This window comes from Terriglobia bacterium, assembly GCA_020072845.1.
Taxonomy (GTDB): Bacteria; Acidobacteriota; Terriglobia; order Terriglobales; family Acidobacteriaceae; genus JAIQGF01.
The window spans coordinates 176113-194256 of sequence record JAIQGF010000002.1 but is presented as its reverse complement, the minus strand read 5'-3'; the positions used below and the strand labels follow the sequence as shown (position 1 = coordinate 194256).

Genomic DNA, 18144 nt, shown 5'->3' with positions numbered 1-18144 from the left:
GTGGGGCGCCGAGCGCTGTAATCCGCTCATTGGTCCTTGGAATAGTGGAATACGCTTTCCAGCGGCTTGCCGAACACGGCAGCGATTCGGAATGCGGCTTCCAGCGAGGGCGAGTATTTGCCCTGTTCGATTGCGTTCACGGTTTGGCGAGTGACGTTGATTTTTTCAGCTAACTCCTGTTGCGTCATCTCTCCATGCTCGAAGCGCAGCCGTCGGATTTCGTTGCGGATGGCGCCCATGTCAGGCTCCACGCCGGTATTGGATGATCTGGCAGGCTGAGCGCATGATCTCCGCTGTCACCAGAATGAACAGCAGGGCGTTGGTGTTAAAGAGGATGGGGGGATTGAACGCGCCGAAAAAGCAGGCGAGCGCGACGCTCGTCGCGAGCCCGGCATAGGCGACGCGCATGGCCCGGAGCTCGATCAGTTTGTCGCGTTCGTCGCGCGGAGCCTTGGCTTCCCTGGGGTTGAAGATGGCGACCGCGACCGTCAACGCGATCTGCACAACCACCAGCAAGATGATTGTCTCCAGCAGTCCGCCGAAGTGGGAGCGGCCGGGCTGCGGGCCGGCATGAATGACCGACCAGAAGTAGAAGCCATAAATGCCCGAAATCGAGAGCAACGAGATCCAGGCGCTTTTTTCGCGGAACGACATGAAAACCTCCTCGGCATGTCTACCTTTCGCGACACAATGTATGATATTTTATACTCGATGTCAAGTATGTTTTACTTAGTGCGAAAACTCTGGGGTTTACTCACTTGTAAATTCTCTGGCACTCGACCTCCGGCGTTGCTCAACTCGATTGCTATCATGCAGTACATATGGCTCTCGCGCTCAAGGACATCATCCGCTGCCCCAAGTGCGGTGGCGCCGAGATCGTCTACTCGTGCGAGCCGAAGTGCTGCTTCAACCACGTATGCGCCGATTGCCGCAGCACGTTCGAGATCAACACCGTAAAGACAGGGCAGACAATGACTGCAACCACGACCGTGGAGGAACCCCAGTCTGGCGAGCCGACCACCTGCTGCGCGTCGTGCGAGAGCTTGCGGGTCGCAGTGCTGAGTTCCGAGAACAACATGACGCTGCTCTGGTGCGGCCAATGCGGCGCGATTTCGAAGATGGTGATTGAGGAGTTTGTGGCAGGCAGCTTCTAGGTTATCGGTTGTCGGTTGTCGGTTGGCGGTATTCGGTTACAGAGGAAAGCCACAACCGAGAACCGAACACCGAAAACCGACGACCATTTACAATCCCACGCATGTCCGAAGAACGCGCGCGCAAGATCAAGCTGCTGCTGATGGACGTGGACGGCGTCATGACCGACGGCTCGCTGTGGTTCTTTCCTGCTCCCGCCGGAGCGCGGCAGGAAACCAGGAGTGCCGCCGGCAAATTCGCGGACGCCGGCGGTTACGCCATCTCCAGCGCCAGCTTTGTAGAAGCCAAAGGGTTCCATGCGCACGACGGCACCGCGATCTCGCTGGCGCGCCTGGGCGGGCTCAAGACCGGCCTCATCACCAAGCGCATCTCCGACACGGTGGCGCTGCGCGCCCGCGACCTGCGCCTCGACCATGTCCACCAGGGAATCGCCGACAAGCTCACCGTCTTCCACCAAATCCTGCGCCAGGAGAAACTCTCCGCCGAACAGGCCGCTTACATCGGTGACGACATCATTGATCTGCCGATCATGGAGCATTGCGGGCTGGCGATTGCGGTGCCGAACTCGCGTGCGGAGGTGCTGCAGGCCGCCCATTTCGTCACCGAACATCCCGGCGGACACGGCGCCGTGCGCGACGCGGTGGAATTCATTCTCAAGGCGCAGGGAAAGCTGCAGCAGGTAATTGACAGCTACCTACAAGGCAGGTCGCCGGAAAAAAAGACGGGCAAAAAAAATTAAGCCCACCGAACGCTCGCTTGGGGCGTGCTGGTTAAGCGTTCGGCGGGCCACCGTTTCCCCTTACTCACCTGTTGCTTTCAGGAGGCACCTGTATAGACGCCACCGCGCCGAAAAAGTTGTCTGCAAATTGTAAAGAATTGTCTATTTACAGATCGCCAGCGCGCGCCCCCTACCTTATTGCGGAATTACCGCCGGTTTGCTGCTCATCAGCTCCGCGAAGCGCGGATCTTTTCTGAGCGTGGCAAATTCCTGGTCCTGGTAGACGGAATCAATTTCCTTGTAGCCGTCTTCCATGGCTTTGCGGAGGTACACCAGGGAGCGGTCGAGGTCGCCGGACTTGGCGTAGATGCGCGCCAGCACGAAGGAGTAATAGGCGCGGTCCTCGGGTGAGGACATGTGCGCCGTGATGCCGGTTTGCGACCGGTGTTCGAAAACCTCGGGATCGATCTGCATGGCGCGCGCGTACTCGTTGATGGCCGCGGGAAATTCCTTGAGCCCAAAGTAAGCGGTGCCGAGGTTGCTGTGGTACGACGCATTCTCTTCGCGGATCGCCAGCGCCTTCTGGTACTCGCTCACTGCCTTGCGATAGTTCTTGAGTGCGCCGCCGGGAACCGACCTGCCGGCCCGATCGGCGAGGGCCTGCTGCTGGGCGCCGGAGATGTAGTACACCGCCCCGCGGTTGTTGTAAGCCTCGGCCAGCTCGGGGTCGAGCTTGATGGCGAGATCGAAGCTCTTGATGGCATCTTTGTGACGGCCGAACTGCAGTTCGGTAATGCCGATCTTGTTCCACAGGCCGGCGCTGGGAGCTTTCTTGATGGCAGCGCGGTAGTAATCAATCGCGTCGGCATAGGACTTCTCGGCGCGAAGCTTGTCGGCCTGGATCTCCAACTGTGGTGCGCTTGCCGAATGAGATGGCGGACCGACGCGCGCCGGCCGACGCGCCGCTTCTTCCCTGGCCGGCGGATTCTGTGTCCCGGTGGGCGGAGTCTGTGCCGCCGATGCACCCAGGAAAATGGTGAGGGTCGCAATCGAGAGCAGCGCCGTATGACGGTCCATGGCGAATCCTCCCTGCACCAAGCACGGCTCGGACCCCTTGCTCCCCGACTCAGTGCGGTTTGTTGCCGCCGTCCTTCTGCTCTGGCGGTGAGGACGGCTTGTCGTCGCCTTTGAAGATACCTACTATTTTGCCGAAAAACCCCTTCTTTTTGTCTTTCGAATCCTGGGAGGCCGGAGCCGGACCGGCTGCCGGCGCGGGCATCGCAGGGCGCACGGTCGTGCTGGTGGCGCCAATGATGGGCGGCGGGGGCGTGGGAGCGGGACCAAAGATGCGCGTCAGGATGCCGCGATGTTCGCCCATGGCCTGGTCGCAACTGTCCTTGGGCTCGGTACCGGCAATGAAGGCCACGGTGTAGGTGTCCGGACAAGCCTCGGTCGCCAGGCGGTTGGTGGCCTTATCGAGCCGAACATCCACCACGCCGGCCGGCTCCTGGAACGGCTGCACGTCCCTGTACGCGGGCAGCTTGACGGCGCGCTTCATGAACTCGGCCCAGATGGGCGCGGCCGTACTCGATCCGCTCAGGCGGAGATCGCTGTAGTCGTCGTACCCGACCCATACGATGCACAGCAGGTTGCTGGTGTATCCGGCAAACCAGGCGTCATGCGAGGTCCCGGTTTTTCCCGCCGCGGGCGCGCTGAAGCCCAGGCCGCGGACGCCGGCCGCGGTGCCGTTGTTGATCACGCCTTCCATCATCGTGGTCATGACGTAGGCCACGCGCGGGTCAAGCACCGGGGTGCGCTCCGCCTGGAAGTTTTCCACCAGTTCACCGTGAGCATCGCGCACCGAGCTGGCCAGCATCGGCGAGACGCGCACGCCCCCATTGGCGAAGACGGTGTAGGCGCCGGCGATATCGAGCGGGGTAGCGTCATAGGCGCCCAGCGCCATCGCGGGCGTCGGCTGCACCGACTTGATGCCGGCGGCGCGCGCCAGCGCCGCCACTTTGTCGTAGCCCACCTGCTCCGCCAGCTTCACCGTCGCGTTGTTCAGCGACTGCGCCAGCGCGAAGCGCGCCGAGACCACGCCGTGATACTCGTCCTTGTAGTTGCGCGGCTCGTAAATCTGGTCGCCATAGGTGTAGGTGCCGGGCGAATCGTCAATCAGCGACGCGGGCGTGATCGCATTCCCGTCGCCGTTGAGGGCGGTGTTGACCGCCGCGGCATAGACGAACGGCTTGAACACGGAACCGGTGGGGCGCCGCGCCACCGCATGATCCAACTGGCTGAAGCCGTAATTACGGCCGCCGACCAGCGCCAGCACGTCGCCGCTGTGCGGATCGATCGCAATCAGCGCGACCTGCGGCATCGGGCCGGGAACGACCTTCACCTCGGTCTTGGCATTTTTGCCGCTGCCGACCTTGATCCGGCGCGTGCGCAACCTTTCCGCCTGCGCGTCCACCTGCTTGATCCCTAGCTGCACCGCCTCGGCGGCCGCTTTCTGCAGGTCGGGATCGAGCGTCGTATAGATCCGGTAGGAGTTCTCGCTCAGGTCGCGTTCGCTGTAGCGGCTGAGCATGCTGTCCTTCACCAGGTCCACGAAGTACGGCGCATCGCTGGCCTCCACATTCGGGGGCGCAAGCTTGAGCGGCGCCGCCTTGGCTGAATCGGCCTGGGCGCGAGTGACGGCGCCGGTGTCCACCATGGCCTCCAGCACCAGGTTGCGCCGTTCCTGGGCGCGCTCGGGATGCCGGTACGGTGAAAGATAGCTGGGACGCTGGATCAGGCCGGCCAGCAGCGCCGCTTCCGGCAGGCTGAGGCTCTGGATGTCTTTATTGAAGTAGGAGCGCGAGGCCTCGGCGAAGCCGGTGATGGTGTACGAGCCGCGCTGCCCGAGGTCCACCTGGTTGGCGTAGAGCGAGAAGATCTGCTCCTTGGAGAGCTTCTGCTCGAGCTCGATGGCGATCAGCATTTCGGTCAGCTTGCGCTTGATGGTCTTCTCCGGAGTGAGGAAGAACATGCGCGAGACCTGCATGGTGATGGTGGACCCGCCCTGCCGGCGTGCGCCGCCCTGGCGCATGTCAACCCACGCCGCCTGCATGAAGCGCCAGTAGTTCACACCGCCGTGCTGGAAGTAACGGCGGTCTTCGACGGACGTCACCGCGTCCACCAGCACCTTGGGGATGTCCTTGTATTCCACGAGCTGGCGCTTGAAGCGCTGTTCCGTGTCCACCGCCGTGATCATCGTGGGTTCCAGCTCGTAGGCGGAGAGATCGCGACCGTTGGCGCCTCCGGTGCCGACAATGCGCTCAATCTTGCCGCCGGACTCGCGCACCACTGCCCCGTCCTGGTTGTGGTAGGACTCGGGGCCGGGATGGATCTCGATGCCGCGCGCGAGCAGCCGGTAGCTGCCGACGCCGCTGGACTGGTCGGCGTCAATGTAGCCGGCACGGCGCAACTGGTTCGCGATTTCCTCCGCGGTAATGCCCTCGCCGACCCAGACGCTGGCCGGACGCGCGTAGATTTTCGTCGCATTGGTGAAAATTTGGCCGTGCAGGCGGCGGTCGATGATCCTCTCGTACTTGACGTAATAGCCGACGAATACGCCCAGCACGACCAGCGTCACCACCAGAAAGAACGTGGTGGCGACCCGCACGATCGGATCGGACAGGCTGAAATGGCTGACCGGGGCGGGCGACGAGGAACGCGCATCCCTGGCGGGGGCCTTGGCCCGCGGAATTTTAAGCTTAATGGCCACTCTGAAGCCCTGCGCCCGATATGGCGCGGTTCCCTTCCATGATGCCGGCTGCCACTCCTCCACCTGATTCAGACGGCGGCGCGCCCAAAAACGTTATCCAGCCGCTGCCACGATCGAAGGGCACGGCAAATCGTGGACTCCAGGCCAGAATCTGCGCTTATTGTAAATCATCGCCGCCGCCGAGGAGATGGGCTGTCCAGCCAGTGGTTGTGAGTCGGTAGTAACAATCGCTGCTCGCAGGGACGGGCCGCGGACGAGGTTCGGCTAGTAGCTCTTGTTTTTCGAGGAAGGATGGAAATTCAGGTCCACCGGGTACACGGGCAAGTCCACGTGCACGGTGTAATCGAGCCAGATCGCCACCGATTGGCCGTTGCGCTCCACGTTAACCTGTTCGCGAGTGACGGGAACATCCAGTTCTTTGCACTTTTTCCAGATGGTATCGCGCATTTCCTCGACCGATTTTGGAGTGTACGTGTTCATGCGCGCCTCGTCGGTGATCGCGTCCTGAAGCTGATAATTGTTGTAATACGGCGGAACCAGCTTCCACACCGAGACCACAACGGCGACGATGAATACGATCCCAAAGACCGCCCGAAGAGTTTTCATGCCCTATGTCCCCCTCCGGTCAGGGTGGACCCGGCTATTCCGGAGCATCTTTTCAAGGATGTCAGTAATTTCCGGGATACTAGCATCCAGAGACTTGCGTGTCGAGCGCTGAAACACCTCAACTTTGCCCTCCGCCAGCTTCTTTCCGATGGTGATGCGGAACGGTATGCCGACCAGATCCGCATCCTTGAACTTCACGCCCGGACGCTCGTCGCGATCGTCGAGCAAGACGTCGAAGCCGGCGGCCTGGAGCTGCTGCGCGATCTCCCCCGCGGTGGTAAGCAGCTTGGCGTCCGACACATTGGTGGGCGTGACCACCACTTCGAACGGCGCAATCTGCGGCGGCAGGAAAAAGCCGTCGTTATCGTGGTTTTCCTCGATGGCCGCGGTCAGGATGCGCTCGATGCCGATCCCGTAGCTGCCCATGATGGGAGTGACTTCCTTGCCGTCCTTGTCGAGCACGCGCGCGCCCATCGATTCCGCGTACTTGTAGCCGAGCTTGAAGATGTGTCCGATCTCCACCGCCTTGGCGACCTTGAGCGGCGTGCCGCAGTTGGGACAGCCTTCACCGGCTTCCACCGCGCGCAGGTCGGCCCACATCTCGTCGGAAACAGGAAAATCCCGCTGCGGCGTGACGTTGCGCAGGTGGTAGTCCTGCTTGTTGGCGCCGGCGATCAGGTTCTTGCGGCCCAGCAGCGCGCGCTCTACCAGCACCTTGGCCTTGATTCCCTTGTACGCCCAATTCTCCGATCCGATAGGGCCGAGAAATCCGGCGGGCGAGCCGAACACCGCCTCGATTTCCTCCGGGCGCATGGGACGAAAGTCGGTGGTGCCGAGGGCGCCGGATAATTTCGCTTCATTGAGCGAGTGGTCGCCCCGCAGGAAGGCAACCACCGGGACCTCGCGTGGCTTGCCGCCTTCAGCGTCGGTCGCCATCAGCGCCAGCGTCTTCATCTTGTTCTTGGGCGACACGCCGAGAAACCTGGCGACCTCCTCGATCGTTTTCATCCCCGGCGTGTGCACCAGCGCGGGCTTGCCGTCGCCCACGTCGGGATAATCTTCCACCGCATCCAGCCGCGAGGTCGCTTTCTCCAGGTTCGCCGCGTACTTGCAGCTCGGACAGCTCACCACCAGGTCTTCGCCGGCGTCGGTGTACACCATGAACTCGTGCGACTGCGAACCGCCCATCGCGCCCGAGTGCGCTTCCACCACCACGTACTGCAATCCGCAGCGGTCGAAGATGCGGCAGTAGGCGTCGTAGTGCTTCTGATAGGACACGTCGAGTCCCGCCGCATCCAGATCGAAGGAGTACGAATCCTTCATAGTGAATTGCCGGACGCGCAGCAGGCCCGACTTGGGGCGGGGCTCGTCGCGGAACTTGGACTGGATCTGGTACCAGATCTGCGGAAGCTGCTTGTAGCTGCGCAGCTCGCGGCGCGCGATCGTGGTCATGACCTCTTCTTCCGTCATGCCCAGGCAGAGATCGGCGCCCTTGCGGTCCTTCAGGCGAAACATGTTGTCGCCCATCACCTGCCAGCGCCCGCTCTCCTGCCAGATTTCCGCCGGATGCAGCGCCGGCAGATTGAATTCCTGCCCGATCTTGTCCATCTCCTCGCGCACAATCTGAGTGATCTTGAGCATGGCGCGCTGCCCGAGAAAGAGGTGCGAGTAAATTCCGGCGGCGAGTTGGCGCACGTAGCCCGCGCGCAGCAGGTACTTGTGGCTGGCGACCTCGGCGTCGGCCGGGGCTTCGCGCAGCGTCGGGATGAATAATTGCGACCAGCGATACATGAACGTGCTCTCCGCGATCAGTGAATCTCTGATTCTAAACGATTGATGTGCATGGGCCAATTTTCGAAAGTGGCGTAACATTCGTGACCATGGACTGGTCTTCTCCGTGGATTTGGGTGCCAGTACTTGCGATTGGTATCGTACTGGTCATCGGAATTCGTACTTACAGTAGCCGCAAACGTAACAAGAAAGTACGGCGAGTGCTGGTCGGGATGGGTTTTCGCCCCGGGCCTCGTAAGGCTTTTTCGAAAGCAGCCAAAAAGAAGCTGCCACTGCTTCGCAAAGGCCACAGCGGCATTTTCTCCAGAGTATTCGTCAAGGAAGGCCCTGCGGAAATCATCGTTTTCGACTACAGATATACATTTGGCATACCTCTGTTGGCTGCGCGTTACGTTTGGCAAACCGTGGTTGCGATTTCCGTGCGAGATACGGGTCTGCCAGATTTTCAACTGGCGCCCGCGACATCCCTCGACAAAGTCGGATGGAAAATTGGGTCGGATCGGATTCGAACAGGTGACGATCAGTTCGACGGGCGCTATTGGTTGCGAGGACGCGATGTGCGTGGTATCGAATACGTATTCAGACCTCCGATTCCACACATCATCGCGTCGCACGATCCGGAACACATGCTGTCCGTAGAACACGGAGGCGACTGGTTACTGGTATTTGCAGAAAGCAGCATGCTCGATCCTAGCGCCATTCCACGATTAATCACTACTGCCGGTGAGCTAGGTAATGAACTGTCAAACGGTCAGCATAAAGTAACGCGATGATTTTCTTGCTCGCATGCGCACTGGCGCCGCAGAAAATCCGTTTCAACTCTCCGCCCTGGCTGTTCTGGACGATGTGGCTGGGCTTCCTCTGCCTGGTCGTGCTCATGCTGTACGTCAAATCACGGGAGACGAAAAAACGGCGCGAGGGTCTGCAACAATTCGGGATGGAAAACGGTTTTCTCTTTTCGGAGAAGCTCGACGATGAGCTGGCCGCGCACCTGGCGGAAATTCACTTCAACGCCGCACAACTGGAATATGCGCCGCACTACAGCAATGTGCTCCAGGGCAGCGCCGGCGGTGGCGACGCGGTCATCGCCGATAGAACCGTTGGCGCGGGGAAAAGCCGGACCATAACCACCGTCGTCGCCTTCAACATGAAGACGCCGCTGCCCACCTTCATGGTCTGCTGGGAAAACGTGCTTTGGCGTTTGGCGGATAAGGTCGGATACTCGGATATCCGCATTGACGGCGCGCCGGACTTCTCAGAGCGTTTTTTCCTTCACGGAAAGGACGAGGCGGCGGTGCGCGCGCTGTTCACCCCGGAGGTGACGCAGGCGTTCGAGCAGTTGGATACCAAGGTTCATTTCTCCGTCAGCGGGTCGGGCCCGTGGCTGGTGGTGTATCGCCCGGGCCGATTGATTCCGGTGCAGCAACTGCGCGATTTTCTGCAGCCGGCGGAGTCCTTGGCGAATGCGTTCCGGCGCGCCAGATCAACCGATGTGTTTGGGTGAATCGCGATCACCCGCTGATCACCATGAAGAATGGAATGTTCCAAAAGATGCTGCGCCAGGTGCGGCGCATTCCCCGCGGCAAGGTCGCGACCTATGGCGACGTCGCGTATGCCGCAGGATTCCCCGGCGCGGCGCGTCAGGTCGCGTGGGCGCTGCACGGCTCCAGCGGATTGCCGTGGCAGCGTGTGGTCGGCGCCGGCGGCAAAATCCTGCTTACCGGCGAAGCCGCCATGGAACAGCGCTTCCGCCTGGAAAATGAGGGCGTGAAATTTGTCGGCTTGAAGGTGGACATGCGCGCGCACCACTTCAGCTTTTTCGTAAGGTCGAAGACGAGGACGGCGAGGAAGAAGCGGCGGTGAGAGCTGGTCGTTCGGTCTTTCGGTCTATCAGTCTATCGGTCCATGCGTCTAACGGCAGTTTCCGAGTGACCGAAAGACCGATCGACCGACAGACCTATTCCCCTGCCAGGTGCGTCAACAGTTCCTTGCCCACCTTCTGCAATTCCCCAAACAGCCGCTGATATTCCACGAACAGCCGGTTCAACTCCAGCGAACGGTCGGGCGAGAGCTTGGCGCGCAGCATCATGTCGCGCACATGGACGGGGTTCGGAAGGACCGCGTCTTCCTTGAGTTCCTCGAGGGCGGTGTTGATGTCGTAGTGATACATAGGAATTTGCAATTGGTAATTCGTAATTGCCCGGCTTGCTAGTTGGTCGGATGAATCCGAAGTGTCTGCGGATACAAATCAAATTGCAAATTACCAATTACAAATTGCAAATTAGACCATTTCCGTGCCCCACAAATCATGCAGGTGAATGATGCCTTCCAGCCGGCCGCCGTCGCCCACCACCGCCAGCGACGTGATCTTTTTCTGTTCCATGACGTTCAGCGCGGCGGCGGCGAATTCGTCGGGGCAAATCGTCTTCGGGTCGCGCGTCATGCATTCGCCGGCGGTCAGGTCGAGCACGTCCTTGCCGCGCCGCTCCAGCAGACGCCGCAGGTCGCCGTCGCTGATGATTCCCAGCAGCTTGTCACCATCGGTGACCAGGGCCACGCCCAGCTTCTTGCGCGACATTTCGTAGATCACTTCCGACATCGGCGTCTGCGGCGTCACCCGCGGGATGGCATCGCCGGTGTGCATCAGCCGCGAAACCCGCGCCAGTTTCTTGCCCAGCTTGCCGCCGGGATGCAGGTCGGCAAAATCTTCTTCCTTGAAGCCGCGTTTCTCCGCCAGCGCCACGGCCAGCGCGTCGCCGAGCGCGACCATCGTCGTGGTGGACGCGGTGGGCGCCAGGCCGAGGCTGCACGCCTCCTGCGCGACCGAACAATCGAGCGTGATGTCGGCCGCCTGCGCCAGCGTGGAGCGCAGTGCGCCGGTCATCGCCACCAGCTTCACATCGAGCCGCTTGATGTTAGGCACCAGGTTCAGGATCTCTTCCGTGTCGCCGCTCTGCGAGAGCGCCAGCACCACGTCGCCGCGCACGATCATCCCCAGGTCGCCGTGCACGGCTTCCACCGGGTGCATGAACAGCGCCGGCGTGCCGGTGGAGGACAGCGTCGCCGCGATCTTGCGCGCCACCAGCCCGCTCTTGCCCATGCCGGTGACCACCACGCGCCCGCCGCAGGAGTACAGACAGTCCACCGCGCTGGCAAACGCCTCCGCCATCGGTCCGGCAAGGCGGTCGGCGAGCGCGCGCAAGGCCTCAGCCTCGATGCGGACCACGTTTTCGCCGATCTTGTGCATGAGGAAACGACCAGATGTTAGCAGATCACCGCGCCCGTGCCGGTTTCCACTTCTTCAGGAACGCGATCAGGTCGTCGGGATCCATACTGCGCGCTTTTTCGAACTCCCCGTGCTGCTGGCTGTAGAGCAGGGTGCCGTCGGGCGCCAGCACCGCCAGCGCAGGCACGCCTTTATCGATTGGTACTTTGTATTTCTGCGCCACATCCAGGTTTTTGTCCATCTGTCCGATGTCCACGTGCACCACGATGAAATTGCCGCCTACCAGCGGTGCGACGTCGGCCTGGTGAAACGCCGCCTCCAGCACATGGCAGTCGTAACACCAGTTGCCGCCGAAGTCGAGGATCACGCGCTTGTGCATGCGCGCAGCCTTCGCCAGGGCCGCACGGATTTCCGCCTTGGCGTCGGCATCTTTTTCGTACAGGTGCGGATTCAGTTTGCCCACCGGTCGCATCTTCAGCACCGGGGTGTGACTGCTGGCGACTATGCGCCATCCCTGTGGCTGCTGCTGCCAGCCTTGCTGTTCGAGCACGTACCGCTCCCGTGTGCCCGCCGCCGTCATGATGCGAAACGAAACTTCGATTGTGACCACAACCAGTCCCTGCTTGTCGTCGGTGCTCGCCACCTTCGTCGCCAGCCCGATCATTCCGGCAGCTCTCGTCTGCCGCCAGAATTCGATCTCGGAGCTGATGGGCAGTTGTTGCTTGCCATCGGAAGACAGCACGTAAGCCGGCGGGTTGCTGGAATAGAGACTCTGGACCGCGGCGTCGTCACCCACGGTGAAACCCGTTTTCCAGCGCTCCAGCGCGGCCGCCAGTCCGGGCGGCGTGGTCTGCTGTGCGGCGCAGACCAGCGTGATTGCGAACATGAATGCAAGCAGGCGGATGATTTGGCGCATGATGGCTCTTCCTGAAAAATCCAGTTATACCGCATTGCTGCGGGCTGCGGTGACCGCCGCGTGCACGGCTTGCAGTTCCTGCAGCACCGGGCGCAGCCATTTCAGGTCGAGCGCGTTGGCGCCATCGGAGAGCGCGGCTGCGGGATTGTCGTGCACTTCGATGAACACTCCATCGACCCCGGCAGCCACCGCGGCGCGCGCCAGGATCGGGATAAATTCGGGCTGGCCGCCGGACTGAACCACACCATCCCCACCCTGCGCTTCGCGCAAGGGTGGGCCACCCGATGACGGCAGTTGCACGGAGTGCGTCGCGTCGAACACCACCGGCGCGAACTGGCGCATGATGGGCAGCGAGCGCATGTCGACCACCAAGTTGTTGTAGCCGAACGATGACCCGCGCTCGGTGAGCAGCACGCGCTGGTTGCCCGACTCGCGTACCTTCTCCACCGCGTGCCGCATGTCCCACGGCGAAACGAACTGCCCCTTCTTGATGTTCACCGCGCGCCCGGATTTCGCCGCCGCGATCAGCAAGTCGGTCTGGCGGCAGAGGAAGGCGGGAATCTGCACCACGTCCACATATTGCGCGACTTCGGCCACATCGTGCGCGTCGTGCACGTCGGTGAGTACCGGCACGTGCACCGTATCGGCCACCTTGCGCAGGATTGCCAGCCCTTCCTTCATTCCCGGGCCACGATAGCTCTTCACCGAAGTGCGGTTCGCTTTGTCGTAGCTGGCTTTGAAGATGTACGGCATTTTGAGCGCACGCGCCACCCCGGCAATGCACTCCGCCATCTTGAGCGCGTGCTCTTCCGACTCAATGACGCACGGCCCGGCGATGAGGAACAGCCCGCCGTCGCCAATCGTCACGTCGCCGACTTTGAAGGAAGAAGACATTAGCCGCAGATTAACGCAGATCAACGGGGATTCTAACGACAACCCCAGAGATTAGGCCACTACGAACGGCTGACCTTCTCCGGCCTCAAAAACATCTCCACTTCCGCCGCGCTCCTCTGCTCGCGGCGCCGCTGCCGGTTTTCGTACGCCGCCTTGATGAACGCTACAAACAGCGGATGCGGCTCCAGCGGCTTCGACTTAAACTCAGGGTGGAACTGGCAGCCGAGGAAGTACGGATGCTCCTCCTGCGGCAACTCGACAATCTCAACGTAGGTGCCATCCGGCGTGGCGCCGCTGATGCGCAGGCCGGCGGCAATCAGCGGCTGCTCGTACTCGCGGTTGAACTCGTAGCGATGCCGGTGGCGCTCGCTGATTTCATTCGTGCCGTACGCCTGCGCCGCCAGCGAGCCCGGCTCCAGCTTGCAGATCCACGCGCCCAGGCGCATGGTGCCGCCCAACTCTTCCACGCCGCGCAGTTCGCGCAGCTTGTAGATGATGCGGTGCGGCGTGGCGGGATCGAACTCGCTGGAGTTGGCGTTCTCCAGCCCGACCACGTTGCGCGCGAATTCAATGCACGCCGTCTGCATGCCCAGGCAGATGCCGAAGTACGGAACCTTGTGCTCGCGCGCGAAGCGGATTCCGTTCAGCATGCCGGCAATGCCGCGCTTGCCGAAGCCGCCCGGCACCAGGATGCCGTCGTAACTCTCGAGCTGCGATTCGTATTCGGGGCCCTTGGTCTCCAGCCCCTCGGCCTCGATCCAGGAGACGTTCAGCTTCAAATTCTGCGACAGCGCGCCATGCACCAGCGCTTCCTTCAGTGACTTGTACGAGTCCTCGTATTCCACGTACTTGCCGACCAGCGCGATCGAGACCTCGTCCTTCGGATTGTTGACCCGGCTCAGCAGCTCTTCCCAGCGGCTGATGTCGCGCACTCCGCCGTCAATGTGCAGGTAGCGCAGCACCAGCTTGTCGACGCCCTCGCGCGCGAAGGTCAGCGGCACCTCGTAGATCGAGTTGACGTCGATGGCGGTAATCACCGCTTCTTCTTCCACGTTGCAGAACAGCGCGATCTTCTGCTTGATGTCCTTCGACAGGAAGCGGTCGGTGCGGCACAGCAGGATGTCGGGCTGAATGCCGACGCTCAGCAATTCCTTCACCGAGTGCTGCGTCGGCTTGGTCTTCAGTTCGCCGGCGGCGCCGATGAAGGGCACCAGCGTCACATGCACGAACAGCGTCCGTTCGCGCCCCAGGTCCTGGCGCATCTGGCGAATGGCCTCGATGAACGGCAGCGATTCGATATCGCCCACCGTGCCGCCGATCTCGATAATGCACACGTCTACATCCGTCGAGACCTTTTTCATCGCCGCTTTAATTTCATTGGTGACGTGCGGAATCACCTGCACCGTCTTGCCCAGGTAATCGCCGCGCCGTTCCTTGGCGATGATCTGCTCGTAAATCTTTCCCGTGGTCCAATTGTTGTCGCGGGTCAGCTTGGCGTGGGTGAAGCGCTCGTAGTGGCCGAGATCGAGGTCGGTCTCCGCGCCGTCGTCGGTGACGAAGACTTCTCCGTGCTGAAACGGCGACATCGTCCCGGGATCCACGTTGAGATAGGGATCGAATTTCTGCAGGTTGACCTTGAGGCCCCGGCTCTCCAGGAGGCATCCGATTGACGCCGCCGCCAGGCCCTTGCCCAGGGAAGAAACCACACCACCGGTTATGAAGATGTATTTGGCCGACACGCTTCGACCTCTCGCGCTGAATTTTTGAAGGATACTTCGCCCAGGCCGTGGTTGGGGTTTGCCTGGGAACCGCTTGTGGGGTGCACGACCAATTATGCCAGAAAAAGGTGCGAAAAGGAACGCCTCACAATGCACCAATATAGGTGCAATAGCGACGCGACTTTCGCGTTGTTCCGTGGTCTAACCATGCAGAGCTTCGGAAGAAAGCGGATAATTTGATCATGCGCTGGCCGGTTTTGTCTCGGGGTCTCGTCGTCGCCTTTGGCCTGCTGATCTCCCTTTCCTCGCCGGCCCAGCGCACTGGCTCGCCAAAATCCAAGCCGCCGGCCAAGCCCGCTGCGGCGGAGCCTGCCCCCAAGCCTTGCCCCTTCTCCCTTCCCGACAGTCCCTCGCACCGCATCGTGCTCAAGGACGGCAACTACCAGACGGCAAGCAAATGCGAGCTGATCGGCGAGCGCGTGCATTACATGAGTACCGAGCGCTCCGAGTGGGAAGACCTTCCAGTCTCCCTGGTGGATTGGGACGCCACGAATAAATACGAACTGGGCCAGGGGGAGCCAAAGAAGAGCGCCGAGGCCGCCGCCGTGGACGCCGAGGAAGAGGCCGAGCGCCGGCTGGAAGAGGAGAAGTCCCCAGAGATCAAGCCCGGCCTGCGCCTGCCCTCGCAAGGCGGCATCTTCCTGCTCGACGTTTATCGTGACAACCCGGAACTGATCGAACTGGTGCAAAACGGCGGCCAGCTCAATCAGAATCGCAAGAGCAACATCCTGCGCGCCGCCATCAATCCGCTGTCGAAGGCCAAGCAGACGATTGAAATCAAGGGTCCGCGCGCGGCGGTGCAGGCGCACGTCCCGCAACCCGCGATTTACGTCAACATTGACGCCGACCAGGATGCCCGCACCGGCCCCGGTGCTCGGGACCTCTCCGACCATTTCCGCATCGTGCGCGCCACCTCCAAGAAAGATGCGCGCGTGGTCGGCGCCGTTGAAATCGCCGTGTATGGGAAAGTGAGCCAGAAGCAAAATTACGTCCAGACCCGCTCCGAGACGCTGAACAGCCAGTGGACCAAGGTGGTCCCGGTACAACCACTCGACCCCGGCGAGTACGCGCTGGTGGAGATGCTGGGCAAGGACGTCAACATGTATGTCTGGGATTTCGGCGTCAGCCCCTCCGCGCCCGAGAACGCCAGTGCCTGGAAACCTGCGCCGGTGGCCAACACCGAAACCGGCACGCGCGAGAGCCCGGCGCTGAACAAGCGACCGCCGAATGAGTAAGTGGTCAGTGGTCGACAAGGCATGGAAGCAGTCGGTCAGTAGCTCAGTGCGTCAGTTTGTCAGGAACTACTTACTGAATAACTGACACCCACGGTTGCGACAATGTTCGTGCTACGACTGTGAGTACGGGAATTGTATGTCAGCAGCGGGAGGTGGAGGGATACGGCGGGACTTCGCGGGTTAAGCGCCGCTGAATCAGTGACCTGTGAGGCAGGAAGTCGGATGAACCGCCGAACCGCAAAACGGGAATTACGTGTCAGCAACTCAGCTATTTCGGCACATCGTTTCCTACAGAATCAACAACTTAGAGAATTGTAAAGCGGCAATCCAACGGCAACGCCTTCTGACGCCCGTGCGGAGCCTATAACCGTCTGAGCGCACGGGAGTTACAAGGCGGCAACGGTCGAAAATCGCGGCAGACAAGCGGCAATCCAACGGCGGTGCTCGTGGGACGAAAAATGCAACTTTTCGAGGACGTGATACCTTGGCTGGTTCGGCAAAAAAAAAGCCGGCGCGGAAGCGCCGGCATCACCGGAGACACGGTCCGGCGGTCTAATCTTCCAGTCGTCCTGGCCTCGGCAGGTCGCAGTCCTGGAGATCGTAGTAGGCGAGCGTTTGCAGGATCCCGCCGCGGACCCGAGGTTCCCACACGCCCTCACATTTTCGAATCTCTTCGATGAAGGCGGAGCGGTCGCCCGCAACCGCGAGCGCTGGCGCCAGCGCCACTGTTTTTTTGCGACGCTTCGCCAAGGCGAGAAACCACGCATCGATGCCAACCCGGCCAATCTTAAAGTCCCCGTCTGAATGGACCCCGATCTCACGCCCTTCGGTGCCGAACTCCGTCACTGCCTCCGCGATCAGCAGGCTCGCCGGTACGCCCGTCGTGCGCTGTGCCACTTGCGCCGGCAGCACAGCATGAGTGAGGAAGTGTGCGAAGTAGATGTGATCCACGATCTTGTTCGGGAGGAGATTTTTCTTTGCGAACCGCGCCGGCCATAAATCGATGACGCCATCGATCGAGTGCCGCAGTTGGAGCATCTCGCCCTTGTCCGAATTCCTGGCCGCTCCTAGTGCAGCCCCGGCAGCGATCAGCAGCTTGGCATCGTCCTCGTTCCAGGTTTGTCCGATCAGCAGCACGTCTCCGTTCGGTTCGCGAATCCCGATGTCGAAGTAGTCATACTCAGCGTCGGGCCGCGCTGTGATTTCCCACTGTGTATCGCCGGCCTTCAATGATCGCCGCCTGACTTTTTCACCCGTAGCAGGACCCGGCGGCGGGAGTTTTGCGATGAAATGGTGCGCCAGGCGCGTCTTTCGCGGGGTTGGGGGTTTTGCGGTTTTCTTCTCTTTCCGACTCGGCTTCATATTGTTGCCTCCGTGCGGCGCGCGGGGCGCCGCCTCTGAGGCACGCTAAGTAGATTAAAATGCGGTCAACGTGTTGCGTGCCAATCCCACGCTTCCCGCCAGGCTTCGTCGGGTGTTTCATGCACCCGGCGGAGCCGCTTTCAGTCTGAAGTCTACGCCGCGCGCCGGCTGCGCTTCGCGCTGGACCTCCACAACCCAGCGCGCTTGAGCAGGGCCTTCAGCGCCCATCGCACGGGCTGCAATTGCGACCAGGTGCGCAGCGCCGTGCCTGAATTCGGCGCCAGCGGCGAACTCGGGCCGGTGAGCCACGCCTCGAACTGCGCTCGCGTCCATCCGAGGCGCTGCCACATCTCTTCGACCGCGGCCAAATCGCCGGCTGAAGCCATCACCTCGTCATTGCCGCTCCGATCGCGGCGACCGTGCGTTGCGAACGCGCGTGCGTGATGCCGATCGCGTGGACGTATCCAGCGCTTCGGCGGTTCAACCGCTTGCCCGGCCAGGCCCTTCAGCATGTCGATCAGGGTTCCGGCTTCGCGGTCACTAAGATCGGAAAAGGAATCGATCTTACGCCCGATCGCCTTCGTTGCCCATGCCAGGCGCTCCGCGCGCGGATCGGCGCCGCCGAAGTCGAGGGATCGAGGGGCGCACATCTTATAGAGCGTCTGCAGGGTTCGAAGTTGCGCGGCGGATGGCATCG

General features: G+C 61.5%; 19 protein-coding genes. 6 read left to right on the top strand and 13 right to left on the bottom strand.

Annotated features, from left to right (window positions below; translation table 11 throughout):
* Positions 1–26 precede the first annotated feature (26 nt).
* Together LAN70_02260 and LAN70_02255 are read right to left on the bottom strand one after the other, a co-directional pair.
* Positions 27–239, bottom strand: a complete 213-nt coding sequence (locus tag LAN70_02260) for a helix-turn-helix transcriptional regulator (GenBank protein MBZ5509970.1) — start codon at positions 237–239, stop codon at positions 27–29.
* Between the two features lies 1 nt (position 240).
* Complete coding sequence (locus LAN70_02255; GenBank protein ID MBZ5509969.1) at positions 241–654, bottom strand: hypothetical protein; 414 nt, start codon at positions 652–654, stop codon at positions 241–243.
* A gap of 167 nt (positions 655–821) precedes the next feature.
* Here LAN70_02255 and LAN70_02250 point away from each other — a divergent pair, with 167 nt between their 5' ends.
* Positions 822–1154, top strand: coding sequence for a hypothetical protein (locus LAN70_02250; protein ID MBZ5509968.1), 333 nt, complete (start codon positions 822–824; stop codon positions 1152–1154).
* Positions 1155–1255: 101 nt separating this feature from the next.
* Positions 1256–1891 (top strand): HAD hydrolase family protein, encoded by a 636-nt coding sequence (locus tag LAN70_02245; protein MBZ5509967.1) that lies wholly within the window; start codon positions 1256–1258, stop codon positions 1889–1891.
* Between the two features lie 174 nt (positions 1892–2065).
* Here LAN70_02245 and LAN70_02240 read toward each other — a convergent pair whose 3' ends face one another.
* From LAN70_02240 to LAN70_02225, 4 genes are all read right to left on the bottom strand, one after another.
* The gene (locus tag LAN70_02240; protein ID MBZ5509966.1) at positions 2066–2947 is read right to left on the bottom strand and encodes a tetratricopeptide repeat protein; all 882 of its coding nucleotides are present in this window, start codon (positions 2945–2947) and stop codon (positions 2066–2068) included.
* A 49-nt stretch (positions 2948–2996) separates the two neighbouring features.
* Complete coding sequence (locus LAN70_02235; protein ID MBZ5509965.1) at positions 2997–5639, bottom strand: PBP1A family penicillin-binding protein; 2643 nt, start codon at positions 5637–5639, stop codon at positions 2997–2999.
* Between the two features lie 264 nt (positions 5640–5903).
* A complete protein-coding gene (locus LAN70_02230) occupies positions 5904–6245 on the bottom strand; it encodes a DUF4845 domain-containing protein (protein MBZ5509964.1) in 342 nt (113 codons plus the stop codon).
* A gap of 3 nt (positions 6246–6248) precedes the next feature.
* Positions 6249–8036 (bottom strand): proline--tRNA ligase, encoded by a 1788-nt coding sequence (locus LAN70_02225; protein MBZ5509963.1) that lies wholly within the window; start codon positions 8034–8036, stop codon positions 6249–6251.
* 83 nt (positions 8037–8119) lie between these two features.
* Between LAN70_02225 and LAN70_02220 the strand changes: the two genes are divergently transcribed.
* Genes LAN70_02220 through LAN70_02210 form a run of 3 tightly spaced genes read left to right on the top strand, consistent with a single transcriptional unit; the run spans position 8120 to position 9899 of the window.
* Positions 8120–8809 (top strand): hypothetical protein, encoded by a 690-nt coding sequence (locus LAN70_02220; GenBank protein ID MBZ5509962.1) that lies wholly within the window; start codon positions 8120–8122, stop codon positions 8807–8809.
* Positions 8806–9540 carry a hypothetical protein gene (locus LAN70_02215; protein MBZ5509961.1) on the top strand — a complete coding sequence of 245 codons (735 nt, stop codon included), beginning with the start codon at positions 8806–8808 and terminating at the stop codon, positions 9538–9540. The genes LAN70_02220 and LAN70_02215 overlap by 4 nt, the downstream gene beginning before the upstream one ends.
* A gap of 23 nt (positions 9541–9563) precedes the next feature.
* Complete coding sequence (locus LAN70_02210) at positions 9564–9899, top strand: MGMT family protein (protein ID MBZ5509960.1); 336 nt, start codon at positions 9564–9566, stop codon at positions 9897–9899.
* A gap of 94 nt (positions 9900–9993) precedes the next feature.
* On the opposite strand, the gene LAN70_02205 is transcribed toward LAN70_02210, so the two are convergent.
* From LAN70_02205 to LAN70_02185, 5 genes are all read right to left on the bottom strand, one after another.
* Complete coding sequence (locus LAN70_02205; GenBank protein ID MBZ5509959.1) at positions 9994–10218, bottom strand: hypothetical protein; 225 nt, start codon at positions 10216–10218, stop codon at positions 9994–9996.
* Between the two features lie 99 nt (positions 10219–10317).
* On the bottom strand, positions 10318–11283 hold the full coding sequence (locus LAN70_02200; GenBank protein ID MBZ5509958.1) for a KpsF/GutQ family sugar-phosphate isomerase: 966 nt from the start codon (positions 11281–11283) through the stop codon (positions 10318–10320).
* Between the two features lie 25 nt (positions 11284–11308).
* A complete protein-coding gene (locus LAN70_02195) occupies positions 11309–11842 on the bottom strand; it encodes a thioredoxin family protein (protein MBZ5509957.1) in 534 nt (177 codons plus the stop codon).
* Between the two features lie 360 nt (positions 11843–12202).
* Entirely contained in the window at positions 12203–13072 is an 870-nt protein-coding gene (gene kdsA, locus LAN70_02190) for a 3-deoxy-8-phosphooctulonate synthase (protein ID MBZ5509956.1), read from the bottom strand.
* Between the two features lie 59 nt (positions 13073–13131).
* The gene (locus LAN70_02185; GenBank protein MBZ5509955.1) at positions 13132–14811 is read right to left on the bottom strand and encodes a CTP synthase; all 1680 of its coding nucleotides are present in this window, start codon (positions 14809–14811) and stop codon (positions 13132–13134) included.
* A gap of 221 nt (positions 14812–15032) precedes the next feature.
* Here LAN70_02185 and LAN70_02180 point away from each other — a divergent pair, with 221 nt between their 5' ends.
* A complete protein-coding gene (locus tag LAN70_02180) occupies positions 15033–16085 on the top strand; it encodes a hypothetical protein (GenBank protein ID MBZ5509954.1) in 1053 nt (350 codons plus the stop codon).
* Between the two features lie 552 nt (positions 16086–16637).
* Here the strand turns inward: LAN70_02180 and LAN70_02175 are convergent.
* Positions 16638–17447: a hypothetical protein gene (locus LAN70_02175; protein ID MBZ5509953.1), complete on the bottom strand. Its 810-nt coding sequence runs from the start codon at positions 17445–17447 to the stop codon at positions 16638–16640.
* A gap of 152 nt (positions 17448–17599) precedes the next feature.
* Positions 17600–18142 carry a hypothetical protein gene (locus LAN70_02170; GenBank protein MBZ5509952.1) on the bottom strand — a complete coding sequence of 181 codons (543 nt, stop codon included), beginning with the start codon at positions 18140–18142 and terminating at the stop codon, positions 17600–17602.
* Between the last annotated feature and the right edge of the window lie 2 nt (positions 18143–18144).